This window comes from Azospirillum sp. A23 (assembly GCF_042938965.1).
Taxonomy (GTDB): Bacteria; Pseudomonadota; Alphaproteobacteria; order Azospirillales; family Azospirillaceae; genus Azospirillum; species Azospirillum melinis.
Map to the genome: position 1 here is coordinate 429676 of NZ_CP170667.1, position 20746 is coordinate 450421.

The following is a 20746-nucleotide window of genomic DNA, read 5'->3' on the forward strand; positions in this document are numbered from 1 at the left end:
TCCGTCACCGTGTGTGCGCTTCCGGCGGTGGTCTGGTGTCCGGCGTCGGCGTGCCGTCGCCGCCCAGGAAGAACAGGTTGCGCAGGAAGCCCGGCGCCAGCACCGCCAGCGGGTTGACCGACACGTCCGGGTCGGACAGCGGGCCCTGGACATGCCAGGTGGCGGAGAAGATGCCCTGGCCCTCGCCGCCGCTCAGCACGTCGCCCAGCAGCGGGATCTGGCCGATCAGGCGGTTCAGGCCATAGACCGGGACGATGGTGCCCTGGAGGTTGGCGGTTTCCGTCTCCAGATCGATCTGGCCCTCCAGCGTCAGGCCGAGCGCCGAGCCGGAGGTGCGCAGGTCCTTCAGGGTCAGGAGACGACCTTCCTTGCGGAAATCCGCCGACATGCGGCCGAAATTGACGCCCTTGCCGCCGCCCAGCAGCTCGGCGAAGCCGGACGGCGAGATGGCGTTCAGGATGCGCGCCAGGGCCGGCACGTCGATCAGGGTGTAGTCGCGGATCTCCGCCTTGCCGACGATGGCGGCATCGGCCCGCGGCTCGGCCGACCGGCCGGTCAGGGTCAGCCGTCCGCCGCGCATGCGGTCGTTCAGATCCATCGCCTGCAGGGCCGATCCCAGATCCTCGGCATTGATCGCGAGGTCGTAGGCACCCTGCGGCCCCGGCCGCCATTTCAGCGACACGCCGCCGCCTTCGCTGCGGCCGGTGAGGTCCAGCAGGGTCCAGGCGCTGGCATCCCGTTTCATGGATCCCGCGACCTGCCGCAGCCGCCGGTTGTCGCCGAACACCACCGAGTCGAACTTGATGGCAATGTCCAGCGGGGTCTTGCGGCCGTCGTCGGTGGGTGACGGCGGCTTTTTCGGCGGCGGCGTGACCGCGCCCTCGCCGGACGGCGTCTTGCCGGTCAGGCCGCGGGCGTCCAGGCTGGTGCCGGTGATGGTCCCGGCATAGCCACCGGCCGGACCACCGGGCTTCAGCGGGGGCAGCACGGTCAGGTCGGCGCGCAGGTCGGTCTGGCCCAGCTTGAAGCTGGGGGTCTGCACCCGCGCCACCCGCTTGCCGCCGTCTGCCAGTTCCAGGTTGGTGACGGATTTCAGCCCGCCGGCATCGATGGTCAGGTTGCTGATGCGGGTCGGACGGTCCTTGTCGAATTCCAGCGTCAGCTTGCCGGTGCCGGGCTTGCCGGGCGGCTTGGCCCAGCCGAGCTCCTCGATGGACAGCCGGGTCTTTTCCAGATTCAGGGTGCCGGTCAGCAGCAGCTTGTGCTTTCGGTCGACCGTGAACAGGATGTCGGCGCCGAACGGGCCCTGCACCCGGTCTTCCAGATCGATGCCGTGGGCGCGCAGATCGTCGGCGGTGGCGTCGCCCTTCACCGCGATGCGGGTGCGCGGACCCTTGGCCGCACTGTCGAAGGATTCGTTCCAGTCGATGGCGACCGGGATGCCGTCCAGCTTGGTGGTGCCCTTGATTTGCATCGCCTTGAGGTCGAGCGCCAGCGACAGCTCGCCGTCGGTGGCGTTCATCCCGGCCGCCACCTTCTCCACCGCCACCTTGCGCAGCTTGCCCGTCACGTCGAGGTCGAGCTGCTCCACCTTCAGGTCGGCCAGCAGCGGGAAGGCGAAATGCAGCTTCGCTTCGGCCATGCCCTGGGTGCGCGCCGGGTCCATCTCCAGCTTGGTGGGATAGCCCAGCGGCGGCATGTCGATCAGGGTCAGGATCGAGCGGACCGGTCCCTGCACCGGCAGGCGGATGTCCATCGTCTCCTTGCCGATGTCCAGCCCGCCGATCACCACCTTGCCGTCGCCGACCTCGATGTCGCCCGATTTCACATCGGCGATCCGGCCGCCCTTGGTCAGGACGGTGAAGGTCTTGCCGTCGGTCGTCACCTCCACGCTGGCGCCGGTGACCGGCGTCAGGTTGTGGAAATAGCGGACGCTGATGTCTTCGCCGGCGATGGTGGCGAGGAAGCGCGTCTGTTCCGGCGGTTCTCCCGACGGCTTCCCTTCCCCGTCGAGCGGCACGGACAGCGCCGCCTCCGCCCGCGCCTGCGTCACCGTTCCGTGCGACAGGTTGCGGGTCACCCACTCGCGCGCGTTGGGGCCGGCAATCTTCGGCCAATAGCGGCGAAGCTCGTCCAGCGCCACGCCGCGGGCGGTCGCCTGCGTCTCCACCGCCATGCGGTCGCCCTGGCGCCGGGCGGTGGCGGTGGCCTCCACCCGCGGCTGCGGTCCGCTGGCCTCGCCCAGCACGGCCTCGAACCCGTCCAGGTCGATGCGGTCACGGTCGCCATGCAGGCGCAGCCAGGCCCTGTCCACCGGCACCGGCCCTTCGAACAGGTCGGGCCGCAGCAGTCGGCCGCGGTCGGCAACAATGTCGGCCTTGCCGGCAGTCGGCTGGAAAGACGGATCGAAGGCCACCTCCACCGTGCCCGACAGCGGCAGCTCCGCTGCCTTCAGCGGCGCCAGCGCCGGGGCGAGATCGGCGAAAGCGGCGGGGACGAAGCCGGTCAGCCGCGCGGTCGCCCGGCCGTCCTTGTCCAATCCCTGCTGTCCCGACAGCTCCAGCCCGGCGGTGCGCCCACCGACGGTCAGCGACAGGCGGGCCTGGAGGTCGTGGCCGCGGTCGGTTTCGGCCAACTGGCCCTGGGCGCTCAGCGCCAGCGGTTCGCCGCCGTCCGGCGCGCCGGCCTTCAGCGACAAATCCTCGACCCGCAAGCGCCGGCCCGGAACGTCCAGCTTGCCGCGCAAGGCAAGGCTTTGCACCGCGACCGGCTCCGGCCGCAGCGCAGGCAGGGCGACGATGCCGGCGCCACCGCGCAGGTTCAGGTCGACCGTCAGGGGTTCGAAACGGCGGTCGAGCCGCGCCGTGACGGTGCCGGACATCGGCAGCTTCACCGCCGACAGCGGCGCCAGGGCCGGTCCGAACTCCGCCACTGCCGCCGGCTCCAGCCCGTCGACGGACATGGTCAGGTCGCTGGTGGTGTCGGCGATGTTGTAGCGGCCGGCGGCGGAGACGGTCACGGCGCGCGGCGAGGTCGTTCCGCCGGCATTGCCGAGGTCGAGCGTCACGCGGGCGCGGCCCTGGGCGCCCTCGGCATCGCGGGTCAGCACCATGTCGGCGCGGGTGGCGTGCCAAGCCAGATCGAGCATGCGGTTCTCGACCCGCAGGTCGGCTCCCGTCACCGACAGCCGGCGCAGCAGTCCCAGCGGCCGGTCGATGTCGGGCGGCTGGCGCAGGCTTTCGAGCGCCTCGTCGATCAGGTCGGGGCCGCCGTCGTCGGCCTTGCGCGCGGACTGCGCATCCGACCGCACGTCGAAGGCGAGGCTGCCGTCGGCCCGGCGCAGCACGGACAGGCGCGGCCGGACCAGATCGAGGCGCGTAGGCGACAGGGTGCCGCGGAACAGCGCCGGGATGGAGAAGCCGATGCCCATCTCCGGCACCGCGGCCAACTCCGTCCCGTCGGCATTCAGCGCCTGCACCCACCGGGCGCGCAGGTCGAGACGGCGGCCGGCACCCTCAAGCCCGTCCTCCTCTTCCAGCGACAGCACCAGCTCGCCGATGTCGACGTGGAAACGGCCGTCGCGGTCGCTCAGCGCCCGTTCGACATAGGGGATCAGCGGGTCGAGCGCGACCGGCCCCTGCGCCAAGCGCCAGGCGAACAGCCCGCCGGCTGCCAGCGCCACGGCGCCGATCCCGGTCAGCGTCAGGCCGATGATCTTCGCGGTACGCCGGATCATCGGGCACCGTGAGGAAGAGACGGAGAATCGGCCCGATTGACCTTCCCGTCCGAGACGTGCAGCTTTCTGCACATGTTTTGAGCAGGAAAGACCGCCGTCATGTGCAGCTTCGCCCTTGGCCCCATCGCGTTCTCAAGCCCCTTGCCGAAGCCCTTCGACAGCGCGCAGGCGGCGCTGGGAATGGAGCGCTGGCGCCAGCAGGCCGCCGCGGCGGAGCCGGAGACCCGCGCCTGGGCGGAAGCCTTCGCCGATTCGGAGACCGGCCGGGCGCTGATCGAGGCGGTGTGCGGCAACAGCCCGTATCTCGGCCACAGCCTGACGCGGGAGTTGCCCTTCGTCGCCCGTACACTGCAGGACGGCTTCGACGACAGCTTCGCCGCGCTGATCGCCGCCCTCCATGCCGGGCATGACGAGGAAAAGTCGATGGACCGGCTGATGGCGGGCCTGCGGGTGGCGAAGCGGCGGGCGGCACTGCTGATCGCGCTGGCCGACATCGCCGGAGCGTGGCCGCTGTTCCGCGTCACCGGCGCCCTGTCGGAACTGGCGGAGACGGGGGTCCAGCTGGCCGCGAATTTCCTGCTGCGCCGCGCCGGGGAGGCGGGGATGCTGACGCTGCCGGATCCACAGCGACCTTGGGTCGGTTCGGGCCTGATCGTTTTGGGCATGGGTAAGCTTGGCGGGCGCGAACTCAACTATTCCAGCGACATCGACCTGATCGTCCTGTACGACGACGCTGTTGTGCAGACGCCCCAGCCGGACAACCTCGCGCGAACCTTCATCAGGCTCGCACGCGATCTTGTCCGCATTATGGATGAACGGACCAAGGACGGCTACGTCTTCCGCACCGACCTTCGGCTTAGGCCCGATCCCGGCGCCACGCCGCTGGCGGTTTCGGTCTCCGCGGCCGAAATTTATTACGGCAGCGTCGGCCAGAATTGGGAACGCGCGGCGATGATCAAGGCCCGTCCCATCGCCGGCGATCCCGAGGCGGGGGCGTCCTTCCTCCGCTTCCTGGAGCCCTTCGTCTGGCGCCGCAACCTGGATTTCGCCGCCATCCAGGACATCCATTCGATCAAGCGCCAGATCAACGCCCACAAGGGCCACCGCGAGGTGACGGTCAACGGCCACGACATCAAGGTCGGCCGCGGCGGCATCCGCGAGATCGAGTTCTTCGCCCAGACCCAGCAGCTGATCTTCGGCGGGCGCGACCCGCGCGTGCGGATCGCCCCGACCCTGATGGCGAACGAGGCGCTGCGCGATGTCGGCCGCGTGCCGCCGCAGACGGTGGAGGAGCTTGCCGGGGCCTATCGTTTCCTGCGCCGTGTCGAACACCGCATCCAGATGATCGACGACCAGCAGACCCACCGTATTCCCGCCGACGATGCCGGGGTGGCGCATCTGGCGACCTTCCTCGGCTATGACGACCCCGCCGCCTTCCGGGCGGAGCTGCTGGCGACGCTGGGGCAGGTCGAGGACCGCTATGCCGAGCTGTTCGAGGAGGCGCCGTCGCTCTCCGGTCCCGGCAATCTGGTCTTCACCGGCACCGACCCCGATCCCGGCACGGTGGAGACGCTGACGGGCATGGGCTTCGCCGATCCGGCCCGCGTCATCAGCGTGGTGTCGGCCTGGCATCGCGGCCGCTACCGCGCCACCCGGTCTGGCCGGGCGCGCGAACTGCTGACGGAACTGACGCCGGCCCTGCTGAGCGCGCTGACCAAGACTCCGGCCCCCGATTCGGCGCTGATGAACTTCGACGACTTCCTCGGCAAGCTGCCGGCGGGCGTCGGTCTGTTCTCGCTGTTCGTCGCCAATCCCTGGCTGCTGGAGCTGGTGGCGGAGATCATGGGCATCGCGCCGCAGATGGCGCAGACCCTGTCGCGCAACCCGTCGCTGCTCGACGCCGTGCTGTCGCCCGACTTCTTCGACCCGCTGCCGGGCAAGGAGGACGGGCTGGCCGACGACCACGCCCGCGTGATGGCGCCGGCCCGCGATTTCGAGGATGCGCTGACGCTGTCGCGGCGCTGGACCAACGACCAGCGCTTCCGCGCCGGGGTCCATATCCTGCGCGGCATCACCGATGGCGACCGTTGCGGCGCTTTCCTGGCCGATCTGGCCGATATCGTCGTCCCCGACCTTGCCCGCCGGGTGGAGGAGGAGTTCGCCCAGCGCCACGGCCACATTCCCGGCGGCGCCTGGGTGGTGGTGGCGATGGGCAAGCTGGGCAGCCGGCAGCTGACCATCACGTCCGACATTGACCTGATCGTCATCTACGACGTGGCGCCGGGCCAAGGGGGCGGTGGTGGCCCCCGTCTTTCGGATGGTGCCAAGCCGCTGTCGCCCAACGAGTATTACATCAAGCTGACCCAGCGGCTGACCAACGCCATCACCGCACCGATGGGCGACGGCCGGCTTTACGAGGTCGACATGCGGCTGCGCCCGTCGGGCAATGCCGGGCCGCTCGCCACCTCGCTGGACGCCTTCCTGAAATATCAGGCGACCGATGCCTGGACCTGGGAGCATATGGCCCTGACCCGCGCCCGGGTGATCGGCGGCGATGCGGAACTGGCCGGGCGGGTGACGGGGGCGATCCGTTCGGTGCTGACGGCGCCGCGCGATGCCGACCGGCTGCTGTGGGACGTGGCCGACATGCGGCGGCGGATCGAGAAGGAGTTCGGGACGAGCAATGTCTGGAACGTCAAATACGCTCGCGGCGGCCTGATCGACATCGAGTTCATCGCCCAGTACCTGCAACTGCGCCATGGTCACGAGCGGCCGGACATCCTGCACATCGGCACCGCCAAGGCGCTGGGCTGCGCCGCCCGGACGGGCGCGCTGGCGCTGGAGGTGGCGGAGGATCTGGAGACGACGCTGCGGCTGTGGCGGCGGGTGCAGGGCTTCCTGCGGCTGACCACCGCCGGGGTGCTCGACCCCAACCAGGTATCGCCCAGCCTGCTGGCCGGGCTGGTCCGCGCCGCCTTTCCTGCCGACTTTCAGGGCGAGCGTGAGCCTGGCGCTGTTGACTTCCCCGAACTGGACCACAGAATCCGTGCCGTCGCCGCCCGCGCCCATGGTCATTTCAAGGCCCTGGTCGAGGAACCGGCGGGCCGTCTGGCCCCACCCGCCACCACGCCTCCGGCCTGAGACCTCGTTTCCCGGCCGGCAAGAAGAAGGATAGTCAAGCAGCCATGACCGTAGACGTCGGATCGCCCGCCCCGGATTTCACCATGCCGACCGACGGCGGCGGCAGCGTCACGCTGTCGGCCCTGCGCGGCAAGCCGGTGGTTCTGTATTTCTACCCGAAGGACGACACGTCGGGCTGCACCTCGGAGGCCTGCGGCTTCCGCGACCAGCTGCCCGACTTTTCCGCCATCGATGCGGTGGTGATCGGCGTGTCCAAGGACAGCGTCGCCAGCCACGACAAGTTCAAGGCGAAGCATGAACTGACCTTCACGCTGGCGTCGGACACCGACGGCGCCGTCTGCGAGGCCTATGGCACCTGGGTCGAGAAGAGCATGTACGGCCGCAAGTACATGGGCATCGACCGTGCCACCTTCCTGATCGACAAGGACGGCGTGGTGCGCAACGTCTGGCGCAAGGTGAAGGTCACCGGCCATGTCGCGGCGGTTCTGAAGGCCGTACAGGCACTCTAGTGTGATCGGTTCAAGCGAAATCGCTTGAAGCGTGAATCACACGGAAAACCAAAAGTTCAGAGTCTGTCCGGTGCTTACTGAAGCACCGGACAGGCTCTGACCTTAAGCGGGAGGGCGGGGCGCCTTTTTCTCCCGGCGTGGACCGTAGGGGAAGACGCTCCGCCGGCCCGGCTATTCCTCCGGCGTGTGGGCTTACGCCACAAGGGTATTTTTAGAATCACCCCAAACCTGCCTACACTTCGTGCATTCCGGCACCAGAGGCCGCGCAACCCACCGCGGTTTTGGTCCTTCGGCTGCCCCCAGGGATGCACATGCCATGAACGTTGCGAACATAGCCCGGCGCCTCGTCGCCGGAGAGCTTCACTATGCGCTGGGCCGGTTCGAGTCGGTCCGGCGCGGCTACAGTGCCCTGCGCCGCCTGTCTCCCCGGTCGCGCCAACGGGCGCCGGCCGGCCCACCCATCGCCTTGCCTCCGCTGCCGGCCACCCTGTTCGCTGGCCAGACGGTGGAGCGTGCGCTGGGCGACCTGCGTCGCGACTCGATCGCGTTCGGTTTCGACCTGCCCTGGTCGATGGTCGAGGAGATGGTGGAGTTCGCCACCCACTCCCCCCTGCAACGGCGGCTGCGCGACGACCGCGTGTTCTATCGCCACAACGTCCACAAGGGCCGGCTGGAGGATGGGTCGCCCGCGGTGATGGGCATCGTCCCCGATCCGCTGGACTGCCCGGCGGTGCGCCGGGTCTGCCGCGATCCGCTGCTGATGGAGTGTGCCGGTAAGTTCCTGGGCTTCCCCGCCACCAAGATCATCCCGCGCCTGTTCTGGAGCTTCGTCACCGACGCCACCGACGACGAGCGCCGCCAGTTGGGCCAGACCATCGACTGGCACTTCGACGTCCACGATTTCCATTTCTGTTCGGCGCAGTTCTACCTGACCGATGTCGGGCCCGGCGCCGGGGAGCATGCGCTGGTCCGCGGCAGCCATCACGGCAAGTCGCTGCGCATGCTGATGGGTTCCGCCAACGTCCGCGACGAGCAGCTGTTCACCCACTTCGACCGCGACCGCATCCTGGTGGTGGAAGGGCCGGCCGGCACCGGCTTCCTGGAGGACACCTCCTGCTACCATCGGGCCACCCCGCCGGCCAGCCGCGAGCGGCTGATGCTGCAGCTCTGGCTCAGCTGAGCTAGACTGCCTCGCATCGCCACAGGGGATGCGGAGCGGATGATGGAAGCGAAGGAGGGGCTGCGCACGGTCGTCGGCCTGATGAGCGGCACGTCGATGGATGGCATCGACGCCGCTTTGCTGCGCACCGACGGCCGCGACCGGGTGGAGGCGCTGGACTTCCTGACCATCCCCTATGATGACGGCTTCCGGACCCGGCTGCGCGGCTGCCTCGGCAAAAGCGATGTCAGCGGCGGGCCGGTGGCGGAGGTCGAGCGCGACCTGACCGACGCCCATGCCGACGCGGTGCACCGCGTGCTCGACAAGGCGGGCGTCGCGGCAGCGGAGGTCGAGCTGATCGGCTTCCACGGCCACACCATCCATCACGATCCGGACCGGCGCCTCACCTGCCAGATCGGCGACGGCGCCCGTCTGGCCGCGGCAACCGGCATCGCCGTGGTCAACGATTTGCGCAGTGCCGACGTCGCCGCGGGCGGGCAGGGCGCGCCGCTCGTTCCGCTGTTCCACCGGGCGCTGGTCCATGGGCTGCCGCGTCCGCTTGCCGTCCTCAACATCGGCGGCGTCGCCAATGTCAGCTGGATCGGTTCCGACCCGCAGGAGGGGGAAGCCGATGTGGTTGCCTGCGACACCGGGCCGGGCAATGCCCTGATCGACGACTGGGTGCTGCGCCATGGGCTTGGCCGCTTCGATGCCGGCGGCGCGCTGGCGGCGGCGGGCCAAGTGGACGACGCGGCGCTGGCGGTGTTGATGGCCCATCCCTATTTCGGCCGCCCGGCGCCCAAGTCTCTGGACCGCGACGCCTTCGACCCGGCGCCGGTGGCGGCATTGTCGCCGCAGGACGGTGCGGCCACCCTGACCGCCTTCACCGCGGAGTCGGTCGCCTCCGTCGTGCCCCATCTGCCGGCACCGCCGATGCGTTGGTTGGTCTGCGGCGGCGGGCGCCACAATGCCACGCTGATGGCGATGCTGGCCGACCGGCTGGGCGTGCCCGTCCAGCCGGCCGACACCGTCGGCTGGGACGGCGACGCGCTGGAGGCGCAGGCCTTCGGCTATCTCGCCGTGCGCAGCAGGCTGGGGCTGCCGCTCAGCCTGCCGGCGACCACCGGGGTGCCGGTGCCGATGCCCGGCGGCGTGTTCCACCCGGCCGGCTGACCCGATCCTGTGCGCCCCGTCTGGCCGGCGGGCAGGAGGTCGCGGCTGCGGGCTGTCGCCAGCAAAACCAGGGCGGCGAAGGGCACGAGCCAGATCACACGGTTCTGATAGCGGTCATGAACGGCCGACAGCCCGCCGGTGACGACGGCGTTCAGCGTCAGCCCCAGCCCGATCACCAGAAGCAGCATCCGCAGCCGTCCGTCGACCCGCCGCCAGCGCCCCAGCCCCAGCGCGGCCAGCCCAAGAACGCCGAGCGACAGCGACAGATCCTGGACCAGCGCCAGCCCATCGCGGGGAAAGCGCTGCTGCGTTTGCAGCGACCGGTCGAAAGCGTCATAGACCGGTGCCGGGAAACGGCTGAACAGGCGGCGGGTCAGCGGCTTGACGGGATCGTTCAGGGTGTCGTCGGGCTGGACCTCGACGAACTGGCCGATGGCATTCGTCAGCCCATGCGTGGCGACCGCGGCCGGGCGGCTGGCGATGGTGTTGTGGGCGATCTCCGCCGCCTCCGTCACGAAGCGGGGCTGGTCGCCAAAGCGGCGGCGGGCGCCGTCGGGGTGCCAGAGGAAATAGTCGGAGGTGACGTAGCCCGGCGCGCTGCGGTCCAGGCTGTCCAGGCTGCCGCACAGCAGGTAATCGCGGCTGCGGCAGGCCTCTGCCAGATAGTCGCGCGCCGGCCCGTCGCCGATCAGCCGGGCGAGCAGGAAGACGGGCGAGCTTTCGGACAGCACCGGCCGGCCGGCGGTCAGCAGGTTGGAGCCGGTCAGCAGCCCGACCGCCAGCACCATCGGCAGCAGCACCCCCCAGGCCAGCGACCGCAGCATCGCGCGGTCGTGCCACAGCGCCCAAAGCCCGAGCAGAACGATCATTCCGCCCAGGATCGCCAGATGGCTGAGATGGGAGACGATCGTTCCGGTGAGCGCCGCAACGGTCAGCAGCCGCTGAACGGCGGTCAGGGCCGGCCAGCGGACGACGACGACATAGACAAGCAGGATCGCCAGCCCGGTCAGGAAGTCCGGCATGATCGTCGCGGCGTGCAGCGACAGGCTGGTGGTCAGCCCCAGCACCGCGGCGATGCCGAGGAACAGCCCCGGCCGCTCCGGCACTCCCGCCGCGGTCAGGGCCGCGCGCAGGACCGCCGCCGCCAGGATGCCCTGGGCGAGCGGGACCAGCCAGACGCCCCAGCCTCCGGCGAAGGGCAGCAGGAACAGCATGTAGCCGAAGGGCCGCAGGAAGAAGATGTTGGACGATGGAAGGCCGTGGGGCGACAGGTCCGGCGGTGGCGTCCAGGCGGGCTGGGCCGCCCGGTGCAGGATGTTGAAGGCCGGCTCCAGATAGCCCGGCGTGTCGTCGAAGGTCAGCGGAAAGCCGTTCAGCACCAGCAACGGTGCGCCGATCAGGAGTCCTGCCAGGACAAGGACCAGGGCAGGCGAAATCCAGGATGCGTTCCAGAAGCGCATGGGCGCCTTCCAGCCATGGCGGTGGATGCGCGGAGGATGGCTGCCCTCGTTGCGGCGCACAACGGATCGGGGGTGGTAGAGCGGGGCCATGGGGCGGCGCTTCCGGGCATGACCCCCGGCAACGGGATACCCCGTCAGCCGGGTGGCGTGACTGCCGACTCGAGCAGTTCGGCCAGCGCCGCCTGCTGGTCGACGCCACGGAAGTCGGTCTTGCGCTCCATCGCCGCGGCGAGGCGGCGGCGGTACTCGTTGCGCGGGATCTCGACGGCGCCGAACCGGCTGAGATGCTCGGTCACGAACTGGGTGTCGAGCAGGGCGAAGCCGGCGGCGCTCAGCCGGGCGACCAGATGGACCAGCGCCACCTTGCTGGCCCCGGTCTCGCGGCTGAACATGCTCTCGCCGAAATAGGCGCCGCCGATCGCCACCCCATACAGCCCGCCGACCAGCCGGCCGTCGCGCCAGCATTCCACGCTGTGGGCGAAGCCGGCGTCGAACAGATCGCCGTAGAGACGGACGATGTCGTCGTTGATCCAGGTCTTCGGCCGCTCTTCCGTCGCTTCGGCGCAACCCTCGATCACCGCGCGGAAGGCGCTGTCGAAGCGCAGGTCGAACGGACAGCGCCGCAAGGTCTTGCGCAGGCTGCGCGCGACGTGGAAGCCATCCAGCGGCAGGATGCCGCGGCGTTCCGGATCGAACCAGTGAAGCTCCCGCGATTCGGCGCTTTCGGCCATCGGGAAGATGCCGGCGGCATAGGCGCGCAGCAGAATCGGGGCGGACAGGGTAAACATGCCGGTCACTATACCCTCTGCCGGGACGGAACGCGCAAACGTTCGGCACAGTGAGATTTGGCCGGGTGATGCCGGTGTCGAGACCCCGCGACAGAAACATCCTTCCATGGTATGCAACGCAGGGAAGTATAGCCTTGGGGGAAGACCGTCATGCGAAGCGCTGCCGCCGCCATTCTGTCCGTTCTGGTTGCCGGACTGTTCACCGCAAGCCCTTCCTGGGCGCAGAGGCGGGCGGAGCCGGGGACCTTCGATTACTACATCCTGTCGCTGTCCTGGACGCCGACCTACTGCGCCCGCGACAGGAACGGTCCCGATCCCGACCAGTGCGGCGACCGGAAATACGGCTTCGTCGTCCATGGCCTGTGGCCGCAGTACAATGACGGCAGCTATCCCGCCACCTGCACCCGCGACCGCAACCTGCCCAAGACGGTGGTGGACCAGACCATGCCGGTGATGCCGAGCGTCGGCCTGATGATGCATGAATGGCGCAAGCACGGGACCTGCTCCGGCCTGACCGCGACCGACTATTTCGCCAAGCTGCGCGCCGCCGCGGCTAAGGTGACGATCCCCGAGACGATCAGGACACCCGGCCCGACCGTGCCGGCGACCCAGGTGGAGCGGCTGTTCCTCGACGCCAATCCCGGCCTGACGGCGGAAGGGGTGGCGGTCATCTGCTCCCGCCGCGACGTGTCGGAGGTGCGCGTCTGCCTGAACAAGGATCTGGGCTTCGTCGCCTGCGGCCAGAAGGTGGTCGACCGCTGCCGCGACCGCGACGCCGCCTTGTCGGCCGATGTGGCGCCGTCGCAGCCGCGCCGCAGCATGACGCCCCCGGCCACCCCGGCCCTGCCGCCGGCTCCAGCCCCGGCACCTGCCAGCGTCGGCGCCCCGGTGCGGTAAGGCTCAGCGGCCGTCCGATTCGCTCGCCAGCGCCGCCATCACCGCCGGGATCTCCGCCAGCAGTTCGCGGGCGAGGAAGCCCAGCGGGCCGATGCGGCGGGTCAGGCGGTTGCCGGCTTCGCCATGCAGGTAGACGCCCCAGATTGCGGCCTGCTCCGGGCTGGCGCCGCGGGCCAGCAGGCCGGTGACGATCCCGGCCAGCGTGTCGCCCGATCCGGAGGTCGCCAGCCCCACCGTGCCGCCGCGATAGGCCCAGGCGCGGCCATCCGGGGCGACGATGCGGGTGCAGCTTCCCTTCAACGCCACCACCGCCTTCAACTGGTCCGCCGCCTGCCTTGCGCAGCCGAGCGGATCGGCGTCCACCCGGTCGCGGGAACAGCCGAGCAGCCCGGCCATCTCGCCGGCATGGGGGGTGATCACCACGCGGTTCTCATGACGGTGCAGAACTGCCGCGTTTCGGCGCAGCCCGGCCAGGGCCCCGGCATCCAGCACGAAGCACGGCCCGTCCTCGCCCGCCTCAAGATGGGTCAGCAGCTCTGCGGTCAGGTCGGCGACCGCCGCCTCGTCCATCATGCCGGGGCCGATCAGCACCGTGTCGCAGCGCGAGGCGCGTTCGGACAGCGCCGCAGCCGAGCCGGGGGCTATTTCGCCATCGGCGGTCTCGGGCAGTCCGGCGACCAGCGCCTCCGGCAGGGCGAGGCCCAGATGGGGCGCGATGCTGGCTGCGGTGGCGATCTGCAACTTGCCGGCCCCCGCCCGCAGCACGCCGATCCCGGCGAGCAGGGCGCCGCCCGGAACCGGAACGCTGCCGGCCACCACCAGCACCCGTCCGCGGGTTTCCTTGTCGCCGTGACCGTCCGGCTGGGGCAGGGGCATGCCACGCAGAAGCTCGGCGGTGACGGGGATTTCCTCGGTTGGGGCGTCCAATCGCTCCTCCTCGGCGGGGGCAGGTGGCAGGTGGTGGATGGCGGCTTAGCGGGCGGCGATGGCGGCGTCCGGCTCGGCGGTGACCGGGGCGCCGGCCTCCTCCAGCGGGGCGACGACGTTGTAGCGGTGCAGCAGCAGTCTGCCGCGAGGGCCTGCCTGGGCGTCGAAGCGGTATTCGGTGACGGAGCAGTTGGCGACGTCGCCAGCCGCGTCGATGGCCAGGATCTCGTCCTCCGTCAGGTTCTCCAGCAGATAGCGCAGGCACAGCACCACCACCTGATGCCCGACGATCAGCACGCGACGGCCGCCGTGATGCAGGCTGACGGTGTCGAGCGCACTGCGCAGCCGCAGGATCACGTCGCACCAGCTCTCGCCCCCCGGCGGCCGGTGATAGAATTTCCCGAGCAGGCGGCGGAACTCGGCCTGCTCCGGGAATTCCTGGCGGATGCCGGCGGTGGTCAGCCGGTCGAGCACGCCGAACTCCTTCTCGCGCAGCCGCTCGTCGACGACGAAGTCGTTGGGGTGGACCGGCATTCCGCCCGACTGGTGCAGCCGTTCCGCCGTGCGCATCGCCCGCCGGTAGGGCGAGGTCAGAACCACGTCCGGCCGCTCCACCGCCGGCATGGCGGCGAACCAGCGGCCGAGCGCGTCGGACTGCCGTTCGCCCAACGGGCTGAGCGGAACGTCCACGTCGCGCTCGGCGATGTCGATCCGGCTGAGTCCGGCGGCGTGCGCGGCGTCGCGGGCGACGTTCCCGGCGCTTTCGCCGTGGCGGACGATCCAGAGGCGGTCGGGCCATGGGTGCCTGGGCCGGGGGTGCTGCATCGGCGGTCCCGCTTCTTGCTGAGGGAATCTGCCGGGAATAACCGCCGGAGAGCCCGAAAGGTCCCGCCGGGGTGCCTGACCCGGTATGGCAGCCATGCCGCCCTTCGGGTTGCTGCGGTGCAGCAGAGCCTTGCCCGAGGCCGATGGCGCGCCACACTTTCCTGTCCAGTTTCCAAAACATACAGAATGGATCGGACATGACGGACAGCCAGGACGCGGCCCCCCTGTTCCAGCCGGTGACGATCGGGCGCTACACCCTGCCCAACCGCATCGCCATGGCGCCGCTGACCCGCAGCCGCACCGACAACGCCACCGGCGTGCCGACCGCGATGAACGCCGAATATTATGCCCAGCGCGCCACCGCCGGCCTGATCGTCGCGGAGGCGACCCAGATCTCGCCGCAGGGCAAGGGCTATGCCTACACCCCCGGCATCCACAGCGCCGAACAGGTGGCGGGCTGGAAGCTGGTGACCGACGCCGTCCATGCCACGGGCGGACACATCTGCCTGCAACTCTGGCATGTCGGCCGCATCTCCCACCCCGACCTGCAGCCGGGCGGCGCTCTGCCGGTGGCACCGTCGGCGGTCAAGCCGGAGATGAAGGCCTTCACCGTCGACGGCTTCAAGGACATCCCGACTCCGCGGGCGCTCGATGTGTCGGAACTGCCGGGGATCGTTGAGGATTACCGTCGCGCCGCCCGCAATGCGCTGGCCGCCGGCTTCGACATGGTGGAGGTGCATGCCGCCAACGGCTATCTGATCGACCAGTTCCTGCGCGACGGCACCAACAAGCGCACCGACGCCTATGGCGGCTCCGTCGAGAATCGCGCCCGCTTCCTGTTCGAGGTGCTGGACGCCGTGGTGGCGGAGGCCGGGGCCGACCGCGTCGGCATCCGCCTGTCGCCGCTGAGCCCGGCCAACGACGCCCAGGAAAGCGACCCGGTCGGCACCTTCAGCCCGGTGATCCGTCGTCTGAACGGCTACGGTCTGGCCTATCTGCACATGATCGAGGGCGTGACCCGTGGTCCGCATCCCGGATTCGGCGGCGATCTCGCCGAACTGCGCGGGCTCTATACGGGCCGATACATGGCCAACAATGTCTATGACCGCGCCATGGCGATCCAGGCGACGGCGAACGGTCATGCCGACATGATCGCCTTCGGCCGGCCCTTCATCGCCAACCCCGATCTGGTCGAGCGGCTGCGCATCGACGCCCCGTTGGCCGAACCGGACCAGAAGACCTTCTACGGCGGCGACCGCCATGGCTACACCGACTATCCCGCGCTGGCCCGGCCGGCTGATGCTGCGGCGCACGGGGGGCGTGCATAAACCTTCCGAGTCGCTCCGCCGGGCGCGGTACGGGAGTGCCGGAGACGGGGGCGGAGCGGCACTTCGGTGCCGCTTTCGCCCGGCCAGCCAGCCGGCGGGTGGGGAAGCGTGAGCCTGGGGTGGGGCAATTAACGGCGATTCGGTCATCTTTCCTTTGGAAGGCTTGACCTGGGATCGGATACCTGTGACAACAGACTTTCGGCACACTCTATGAGCTTGAAGACACATGTTCGACCGCCCGCCCCGCCAGGGCTTCCGCGCTCCCGAGATCACCAAGTCCAACGTCACCGCCACCGTGAAGTGGTTTAACCCCACCAAGGGGTTCGGCTTCGTGTCGCCTGAGGACGGTTCGCCCGATGCCTTCCTGCACGTCTCTGCGGTTCAGGCCGCCGGCTACGACGCGCTGGACGAAGGCACCACCATCACCTGTGACCTGGCCCGTGGGCCGAAGGGTCCGCAGGTTGCCTCCATCCACACGGTCGATACGTCGACCGCTCAGCGTTCGGCCCGTCCGCGGACGACCGGTGGCTTCGACCGTGGCGGCTATGACCGCGGCGGCTACGATGCCGGCGGCAGCGCCGGTGGCGAAGAAGTCGACGGCACCGTGAAGTGGTTCAATGCCGATAAGGGCTTTGGCTTCATCACGCCCAGCACCGGTGGCAAGGACGTCTTCGTCCACGTCAACGTGCTGCGCCGTTCGGGCATGCAGACCCTCCAGGAGGGCGATCAGGTGCGCGTCACCGTTCGCCAGGGCCAGAAGGGTCCGGAAGCGGGCAAGGTCGAGTACCTGTAAGGCTCCGGAATATCCGGGCCTCGGCCGTAACGGCGTTCGTCCTCTCCGGACGCACGCCGCATCGGCTGGCTCCGCTTGGCTGAAAAGCCTGACGAGGCCCCGAGCCGACTTGGCTCCGGGCTTCCCGGTGAGAGTCCGGACTTTCAGCGCACGGTGCCTCCCTTCGGGGGCGCGCCGTGCGTTCCTGTCTTTTGTTCTGCTGCTTTTGCGGTCCTGGCTCGTGAGTGATCCGGCCGTGGCTCCAGTTCGGCCCGGCTGTTCGTTGCGTGTGTCTTCTCCGCCCTTTTCTGTTTCCTCCCGTCTGCTTTTTTGGCGCCGCCCTCCGGGGCGGCCGGCGCGGGCGAATCAGCCGGCCTATCCAGGCTCGCTTGCTGGTCTCTTTCCTGCTGCCCCAAGCTGTCGAAGGCGCGATTCGGCATGAACGAGCTGCTGACCGTCCTGCTCCCGGCCGCTGAGGGTGGCGGATGGTCCCTGGCGCAGCTGGTGGGTTTTTGCGGCACGCTCGGCGGCATGCTCTGGCCCTTCTTCCGCAGCCGGACCGGCATGCTGCTGGTGCAACTGGTGCCCTGCCTGTGTTTCGCCCTGCATTTCGCCATGGTGGGCTCTCCGACGGCGGCGGTGCTGAACGGGCTGGCGGCGCTTCAGGTGGTGGCGGCGCTGGCGGTCGGCGGCCGGCCGGCCTTCCGCATCGCCTATCTGCTGATTCTGCCGGTGATCGCCGCGGTGATGGCCCTCACCTGGTCCGGTCTGCCCTCGGCCTTCGCGGCGGCGGGAATGGCGCTGATCAGCCTCGCCCGGTACCAAACACAGGTTGCGCGTTTCCGCGGCACCATGCTGGTGGCTTTGCCCTGTTGGTTCGTGCACAACAGTCTGGTGGGATCGGTGCCGGGGATGATCTCGGACGTCACCGGCATCGTCGTCAATGGCTGGATGCTGCTGCGCGGCACCGGGTCGGCGGCCTCATCGACACCGATGGCAACACCAATGGCCCCACCAACGCCAATTCCGTCGGCAGGCGGGGAGGGGAAGCTGTCATGACAGTCAATCATTCGAACCTGTCGGCGGAAGACACCGCTGCGCTGCGCGCGATCCCGCTGTTCGCCAAGCTGACCGATCGTGCGGTGTCGCTGCTCGGCGGCGTCGCCATCGTGCGGCCGGTGTCGCGCGGCACCACCCTGTTTCTGCAGGACGAGACGGCCGACCGTTTCTTCGTCCTGCTCGACGGCTGGGTGAAGCTGTACCGCTTGACCCGCGACGGGACCGAGGCGGTGGTGCATGTCATCGGCCCGGCGGAAAGCTTCGCCGAGGCCGCCATGTTCGCCGACGGCAAATTCCCGGTCTGTGCGGAGGCGGTGACCGACGCCCGCGTGATGACCCTGACCGCCGACGGATTCGCCCGCTGCCTGCGCGAGGATGACCGCATTGCCTTCGGCATGCTGGGGTCGCTGTCGGTCCGGCTGCGCCATCTGGTGACTCAGATCGAACAGCTCCAGGTCCAACCGGCGCCGCAGCGGGTCGCCGCCTTCCTGATGCGCGTCTGCCCGCCGGGCGATGGGCCGGCGCAGTTCCTGCTTCCCTTCGACAAGGCGTTGATCGCCCGCCGCCTGGGCATGCAGCCGGAAACCCTGTCGCGGGCGCTGGCCAAGCTGCGGGCCGTGGGTGTGGAGACCCAGGGGCTGACCGTCAACGTTGCCGAGCGTGCCGCCCTGCGCGCCATGGCGGAGGCCGGCGAGGAGGAGTGACGGGATCGCGGGCGCCGGCGGCTGTGACAGCATCGGCTCCGCGGTTCAGACCGGATTGACGGCGCAGTCCCCCCGTGCGAGTTTGCACCCCTTCCGGTACCGCATTTGTTCAGGATTTCGAGGCAGCGATGGGCGACAGCAAGACGGTGGAGACGACATCGGATCCGGCGCAGGATCTGGTGGCCTTCGCCGGTGACCGGCGCTTCGCCACCGTGATGGCGGACCCGCCCTGGCGCTTCGTCAACCGCACCGGCAAGATGGCGCCGGAGCACCGCCGCCTGTCGCGTTACGGCACCATGACGGTGGAGGACATCTGCGCCCTGCCGGTCGCCGACATCGCCGCCCCGACCGCGCACCTCTATCTCTGGGTCCCCAACGCCTTGCTGCCGGAAGGCTTGCAGGTGATGCGCAGCTGGGGGTTCGAGTACAAGACCAACCTGATCTGGCACAAGGTGCGCAAGGATGGCGGGTCGGACGGGCGCGGCGTCGGCTTCTATTTCCGCAACGTGACCGAACTGATCCTGTTCGGCGTGCGCGGCAAGAAGGCCCGGACGCTGCCGCCCGGCCGCACCCAGGTCAATCTGATCGAAAGCCGCAAGCGCGAGCACAGCCGCAAGCCCGACGAGCAGTATGAACTGATCGAGGCGTGCAGCCCCGGCCCCTATCTGGAGATGTTTGCCCGCGGCGCCCGGCCCAACTGGTCGGTCTGGGGCAATCAGGCCGACGACGGCTATGAGCCGACCTGGAAGACCTACGCGTTCAACTCCGCCACCGACCGCGAGGCGGCAGCGGAGTGATTTGCGCGGAGTGATCCGGCGGGAGCGCCTGCTCCCCCGTCACAGCACTCCCAGCGACTCCAAGTCCCGCCGCAGCGCCTCGGCACCCAGGAACAGGTGCGCCGACATTCCCACCGACTTCGCCGCCTCGACATTGTCGGGGTTGTCGTCGATGAAATAGCACTCCTTCGGATCGAGACCGTAACGATCCATCAGCAGCCGATAGATCGCCGGATCGGGCTTCACCAGCCGTTCCTCACCCGAAACGATGATCCCGTCGAACCCGTTCAGGAAGTCGAAGCGCTTGCGCGTCAGCTCGAACTTGTCGACCGAGAAGTTGGTGATGGCATAGACGGGGACGCCGCGGGCCTTCAGCTCCGCCAGGATGTCCGGGGTGCCGGGGATCGGGCCGGGCACCATGCGCTCCCACATGTCGTCATAGGCGCGGATCAGCTCGGCGCAGTCCGGATGCTCCTCGGTCAGCAGGGCGACCGCATCCTTCCAGGGGCGGCCGCGGTCCTGCTCCAGGTTCCAGGCGGGGGTGCAGACCCCGTCGAGGAAATCCTCCATCAGGTCTTCATAGCCGTCGAACAGTTCGCGGTAGAGATGCCGCGGGTCCCATTCGATCAGCACCTGCCCGACATCGAAGACGACGACGGACGGCTTGGCCCGCTCGGTCATTCCGGTCATGAAATGATCCGCCTCAACCCTTGGCGCGGGCGGCGTCGGTCAGCCGCTTCATGTCGTCCAGCTTGATGGCGCCGGGCACCAGCTCGTCACCGAAGACGAAGGCGGGGGTGCCGCGGATGTTCAGCTTCTCGGCAAGCGCCTGGTTGGCGGCGATCACCTTCAACACGTCCGGCGATTCCATGTCCTTCTTCAGCCGGTCGGTGTCGAGACCGACCGACTTAGCCAGCCGCATGATGACCGCCTCGTCCAGCTGGCCGCGCTGGGCCATCAGGGCATTGTGGAATTCGACATATTTGCCCTGACCGCGCGATGCCAGCGCCGCCTTGGAAGCGACCAGGGACGCCGGCCCCAGGATCGGGAATTCCTTCAGCACGAAGCGCAGCTTGGGATCGCCCTTGATCAGCGACTGGGTGTCGGCCTGCACCGCCTTGCAGTAGCCGCACTGGTAATCGAAGAACTCGACGACCGTGACGTCGCCCTGCGGGTTGCCGATGACCGGATCGGCGGGGTTGCGGAGCAGCTCCTGCTTGTTCTCGGTCAGCGCCTTGCGGGCCTGTTCAGCCTCCGCCGTCTTCTGGCGCTCCTGCATGGCGTCGACGGCCTGCAGGATCACCTCCGGATGTTCCATCAGATAGTCGCGGACGATCTTCTCGATGGCAGCCTTCTGGTTGCCGTCGAAGCTCGCCGATTGCGCTCCCGCCGGGGTGGCGGCGGACAGCGCCAGCGCCGCGACGGGCAGGGCGAGCAGGGCGGAACGCAGGAACGGCAGGGCGGGGCGCATAAGGCGGCGCATGGGGGGCGG

17 protein-coding genes are annotated in these 20746 nt (G+C 69.2%); 10 read left to right on the plus strand and 7 right to left on the minus strand.

Annotation, left to right across the window (positions count from 1 at the left end; genetic code table 11):
- Positions 1-4: 4 nt before the first annotated feature.
- The gene (locus ABNQ40_RS19345; RefSeq protein ID WP_109047942.1) at positions 5-3736 is read right to left on the minus strand and encodes a DUF3971 domain-containing protein; all 3732 of its coding nucleotides are present in this window, start codon (positions 3734-3736) and stop codon (positions 5-7) included.
- Positions 3737-3835: 99 nt separating this feature from the next.
- Between ABNQ40_RS19345 and ABNQ40_RS19350 the strand changes: the two genes are divergently transcribed.
- From ABNQ40_RS19350 to ABNQ40_RS19365, 4 genes are all read left to right on the plus strand, one after another.
- The gene (locus ABNQ40_RS19350) at positions 3836-6877 is read left to right on the plus strand and encodes a bifunctional [glutamine synthetase] adenylyltransferase/[glutamine synthetase]-adenylyl-L-tyrosine phosphorylase (RefSeq protein ID WP_109047941.1); all 3042 of its coding nucleotides are present in this window, start codon (positions 3836-3838) and stop codon (positions 6875-6877) included.
- Between the two features lie 44 nt (positions 6878-6921).
- Complete coding sequence (gene bcp / locus ABNQ40_RS19355; RefSeq protein ID WP_109047940.1) at positions 6922-7386, plus strand: thioredoxin-dependent thiol peroxidase; 465 nt, start codon at positions 6922-6924, stop codon at positions 7384-7386.
- A 316-nt stretch (positions 7387-7702) separates the two neighbouring features.
- Positions 7703-8566: a hypothetical protein gene (locus ABNQ40_RS19360; RefSeq protein WP_109047939.1), complete on the plus strand. Its 864-nt coding sequence runs from the start codon at positions 7703-7705 to the stop codon at positions 8564-8566.
- Between the two features lie 39 nt (positions 8567-8605).
- Positions 8606-9718 carry an anhydro-N-acetylmuramic acid kinase gene (locus ABNQ40_RS19365; protein WP_109047938.1) on the plus strand — a complete coding sequence of 371 codons (1113 nt, stop codon included), beginning with the start codon at positions 8606-8608 and terminating at the stop codon, positions 9716-9718.
- On the opposite strand, the gene ABNQ40_RS19370 is transcribed toward ABNQ40_RS19365, so the two are convergent.
- Both ABNQ40_RS19370 and aat read right to left on the minus strand, forming a co-directional pair.
- A complete protein-coding gene (locus ABNQ40_RS19370; RefSeq protein WP_109047937.1) occupies positions 9616-11268 on the minus strand; it encodes a hypothetical protein in 1653 nt (550 codons plus the stop codon). The two genes, ABNQ40_RS19365 and ABNQ40_RS19370, sit on opposite strands and share 103 nt — an antisense overlap.
- Before the next feature lie 44 nt (positions 11269-11312).
- Positions 11313-11966 (minus strand): leucyl/phenylalanyl-tRNA--protein transferase, encoded by a 654-nt coding sequence (gene aat, locus ABNQ40_RS19375; RefSeq protein ID WP_109490714.1) that lies wholly within the window; start codon positions 11964-11966, stop codon positions 11313-11315.
- A gap of 150 nt (positions 11967-12116) precedes the next feature.
- Between aat and ABNQ40_RS19380 the strand changes: the two genes are divergently transcribed.
- Positions 12117-12863 carry a ribonuclease T2 gene (locus ABNQ40_RS19380; protein ID WP_109047936.1) on the plus strand — a complete coding sequence of 249 codons (747 nt, stop codon included), beginning with the start codon at positions 12117-12119 and terminating at the stop codon, positions 12861-12863.
- Positions 12864-12866: 3 nt separating this feature from the next.
- On the opposite strand, the gene ABNQ40_RS19385 is transcribed toward ABNQ40_RS19380, so the two are convergent.
- The gene (locus ABNQ40_RS19385) at positions 12867-13790 is read right to left on the minus strand and encodes an NAD(P)H-hydrate dehydratase (RefSeq protein WP_391348607.1); all 924 of its coding nucleotides are present in this window, start codon (positions 13788-13790) and stop codon (positions 12867-12869) included.
- A gap of 45 nt (positions 13791-13835) precedes the next feature.
- Positions 13836-14615 (minus strand): histidine phosphatase family protein, encoded by a 780-nt coding sequence (locus ABNQ40_RS19390; protein WP_109047935.1) that lies wholly within the window; start codon positions 14613-14615, stop codon positions 13836-13838.
- 197 nt (positions 14616-14812) lie between these two features.
- Here ABNQ40_RS19390 and ABNQ40_RS19395 point away from each other — a divergent pair, with 197 nt between their 5' ends.
- The 5 genes from ABNQ40_RS19395 to ABNQ40_RS19415 all read left to right on the plus strand — a co-directional run bounded on the left by ABNQ40_RS19395 (position 14813) and on the right by ABNQ40_RS19415 (position 19275).
- Positions 14813-15943: an alkene reductase gene (locus ABNQ40_RS19395; RefSeq protein ID WP_109047934.1), complete on the plus strand. Its 1131-nt coding sequence runs from the start codon at positions 14813-14815 to the stop codon at positions 15941-15943.
- Positions 15944-16169: 226 nt separating this feature from the next.
- Entirely contained in the window at positions 16170-16736 is a 567-nt protein-coding gene (locus ABNQ40_RS19400) for a cold-shock protein (RefSeq protein ID WP_109047933.1), read from the plus strand.
- Between the two features lie 417 nt (positions 16737-17153).
- The gene (locus ABNQ40_RS19405; RefSeq protein ID WP_109047932.1) at positions 17154-17774 is read left to right on the plus strand and encodes a YgjV family protein; all 621 of its coding nucleotides are present in this window, start codon (positions 17154-17156) and stop codon (positions 17772-17774) included.
- Positions 17771-18478 carry a Crp/Fnr family transcriptional regulator gene (locus tag ABNQ40_RS19410; RefSeq protein ID WP_247879567.1) on the plus strand — a complete coding sequence of 236 codons (708 nt, stop codon included), beginning with the start codon at positions 17771-17773 and terminating at the stop codon, positions 18476-18478. Before ABNQ40_RS19405 ends, ABNQ40_RS19410 begins: the two co-directional genes overlap by 4 nt.
- Positions 18479-18606: 128 nt before the next feature.
- Positions 18607-19275 carry an MT-A70 family methyltransferase gene (locus ABNQ40_RS19415; RefSeq protein ID WP_098739173.1) on the plus strand — a complete coding sequence of 223 codons (669 nt, stop codon included), beginning with the start codon at positions 18607-18609 and terminating at the stop codon, positions 19273-19275.
- 39 nt (positions 19276-19314) lie between these two features.
- Here ABNQ40_RS19415 and ABNQ40_RS19420 read toward each other — a convergent pair whose 3' ends face one another.
- Both ABNQ40_RS19420 and ABNQ40_RS19425 read right to left on the minus strand, forming a co-directional pair.
- Positions 19315-19944, minus strand: coding sequence for an HAD family phosphatase (locus tag ABNQ40_RS19420; protein WP_247879566.1), 630 nt, complete (start codon positions 19942-19944; stop codon positions 19315-19317).
- Positions 19945-19957: 13 nt separating this feature from the next.
- On the minus strand, positions 19958-20737 hold the full coding sequence (locus ABNQ40_RS19425; protein ID WP_247879565.1) for a DsbA family protein: 780 nt from the start codon (positions 20735-20737) through the stop codon (positions 19958-19960).
- Between the last annotated feature and the right edge of the window lie 9 nt (positions 20738-20746).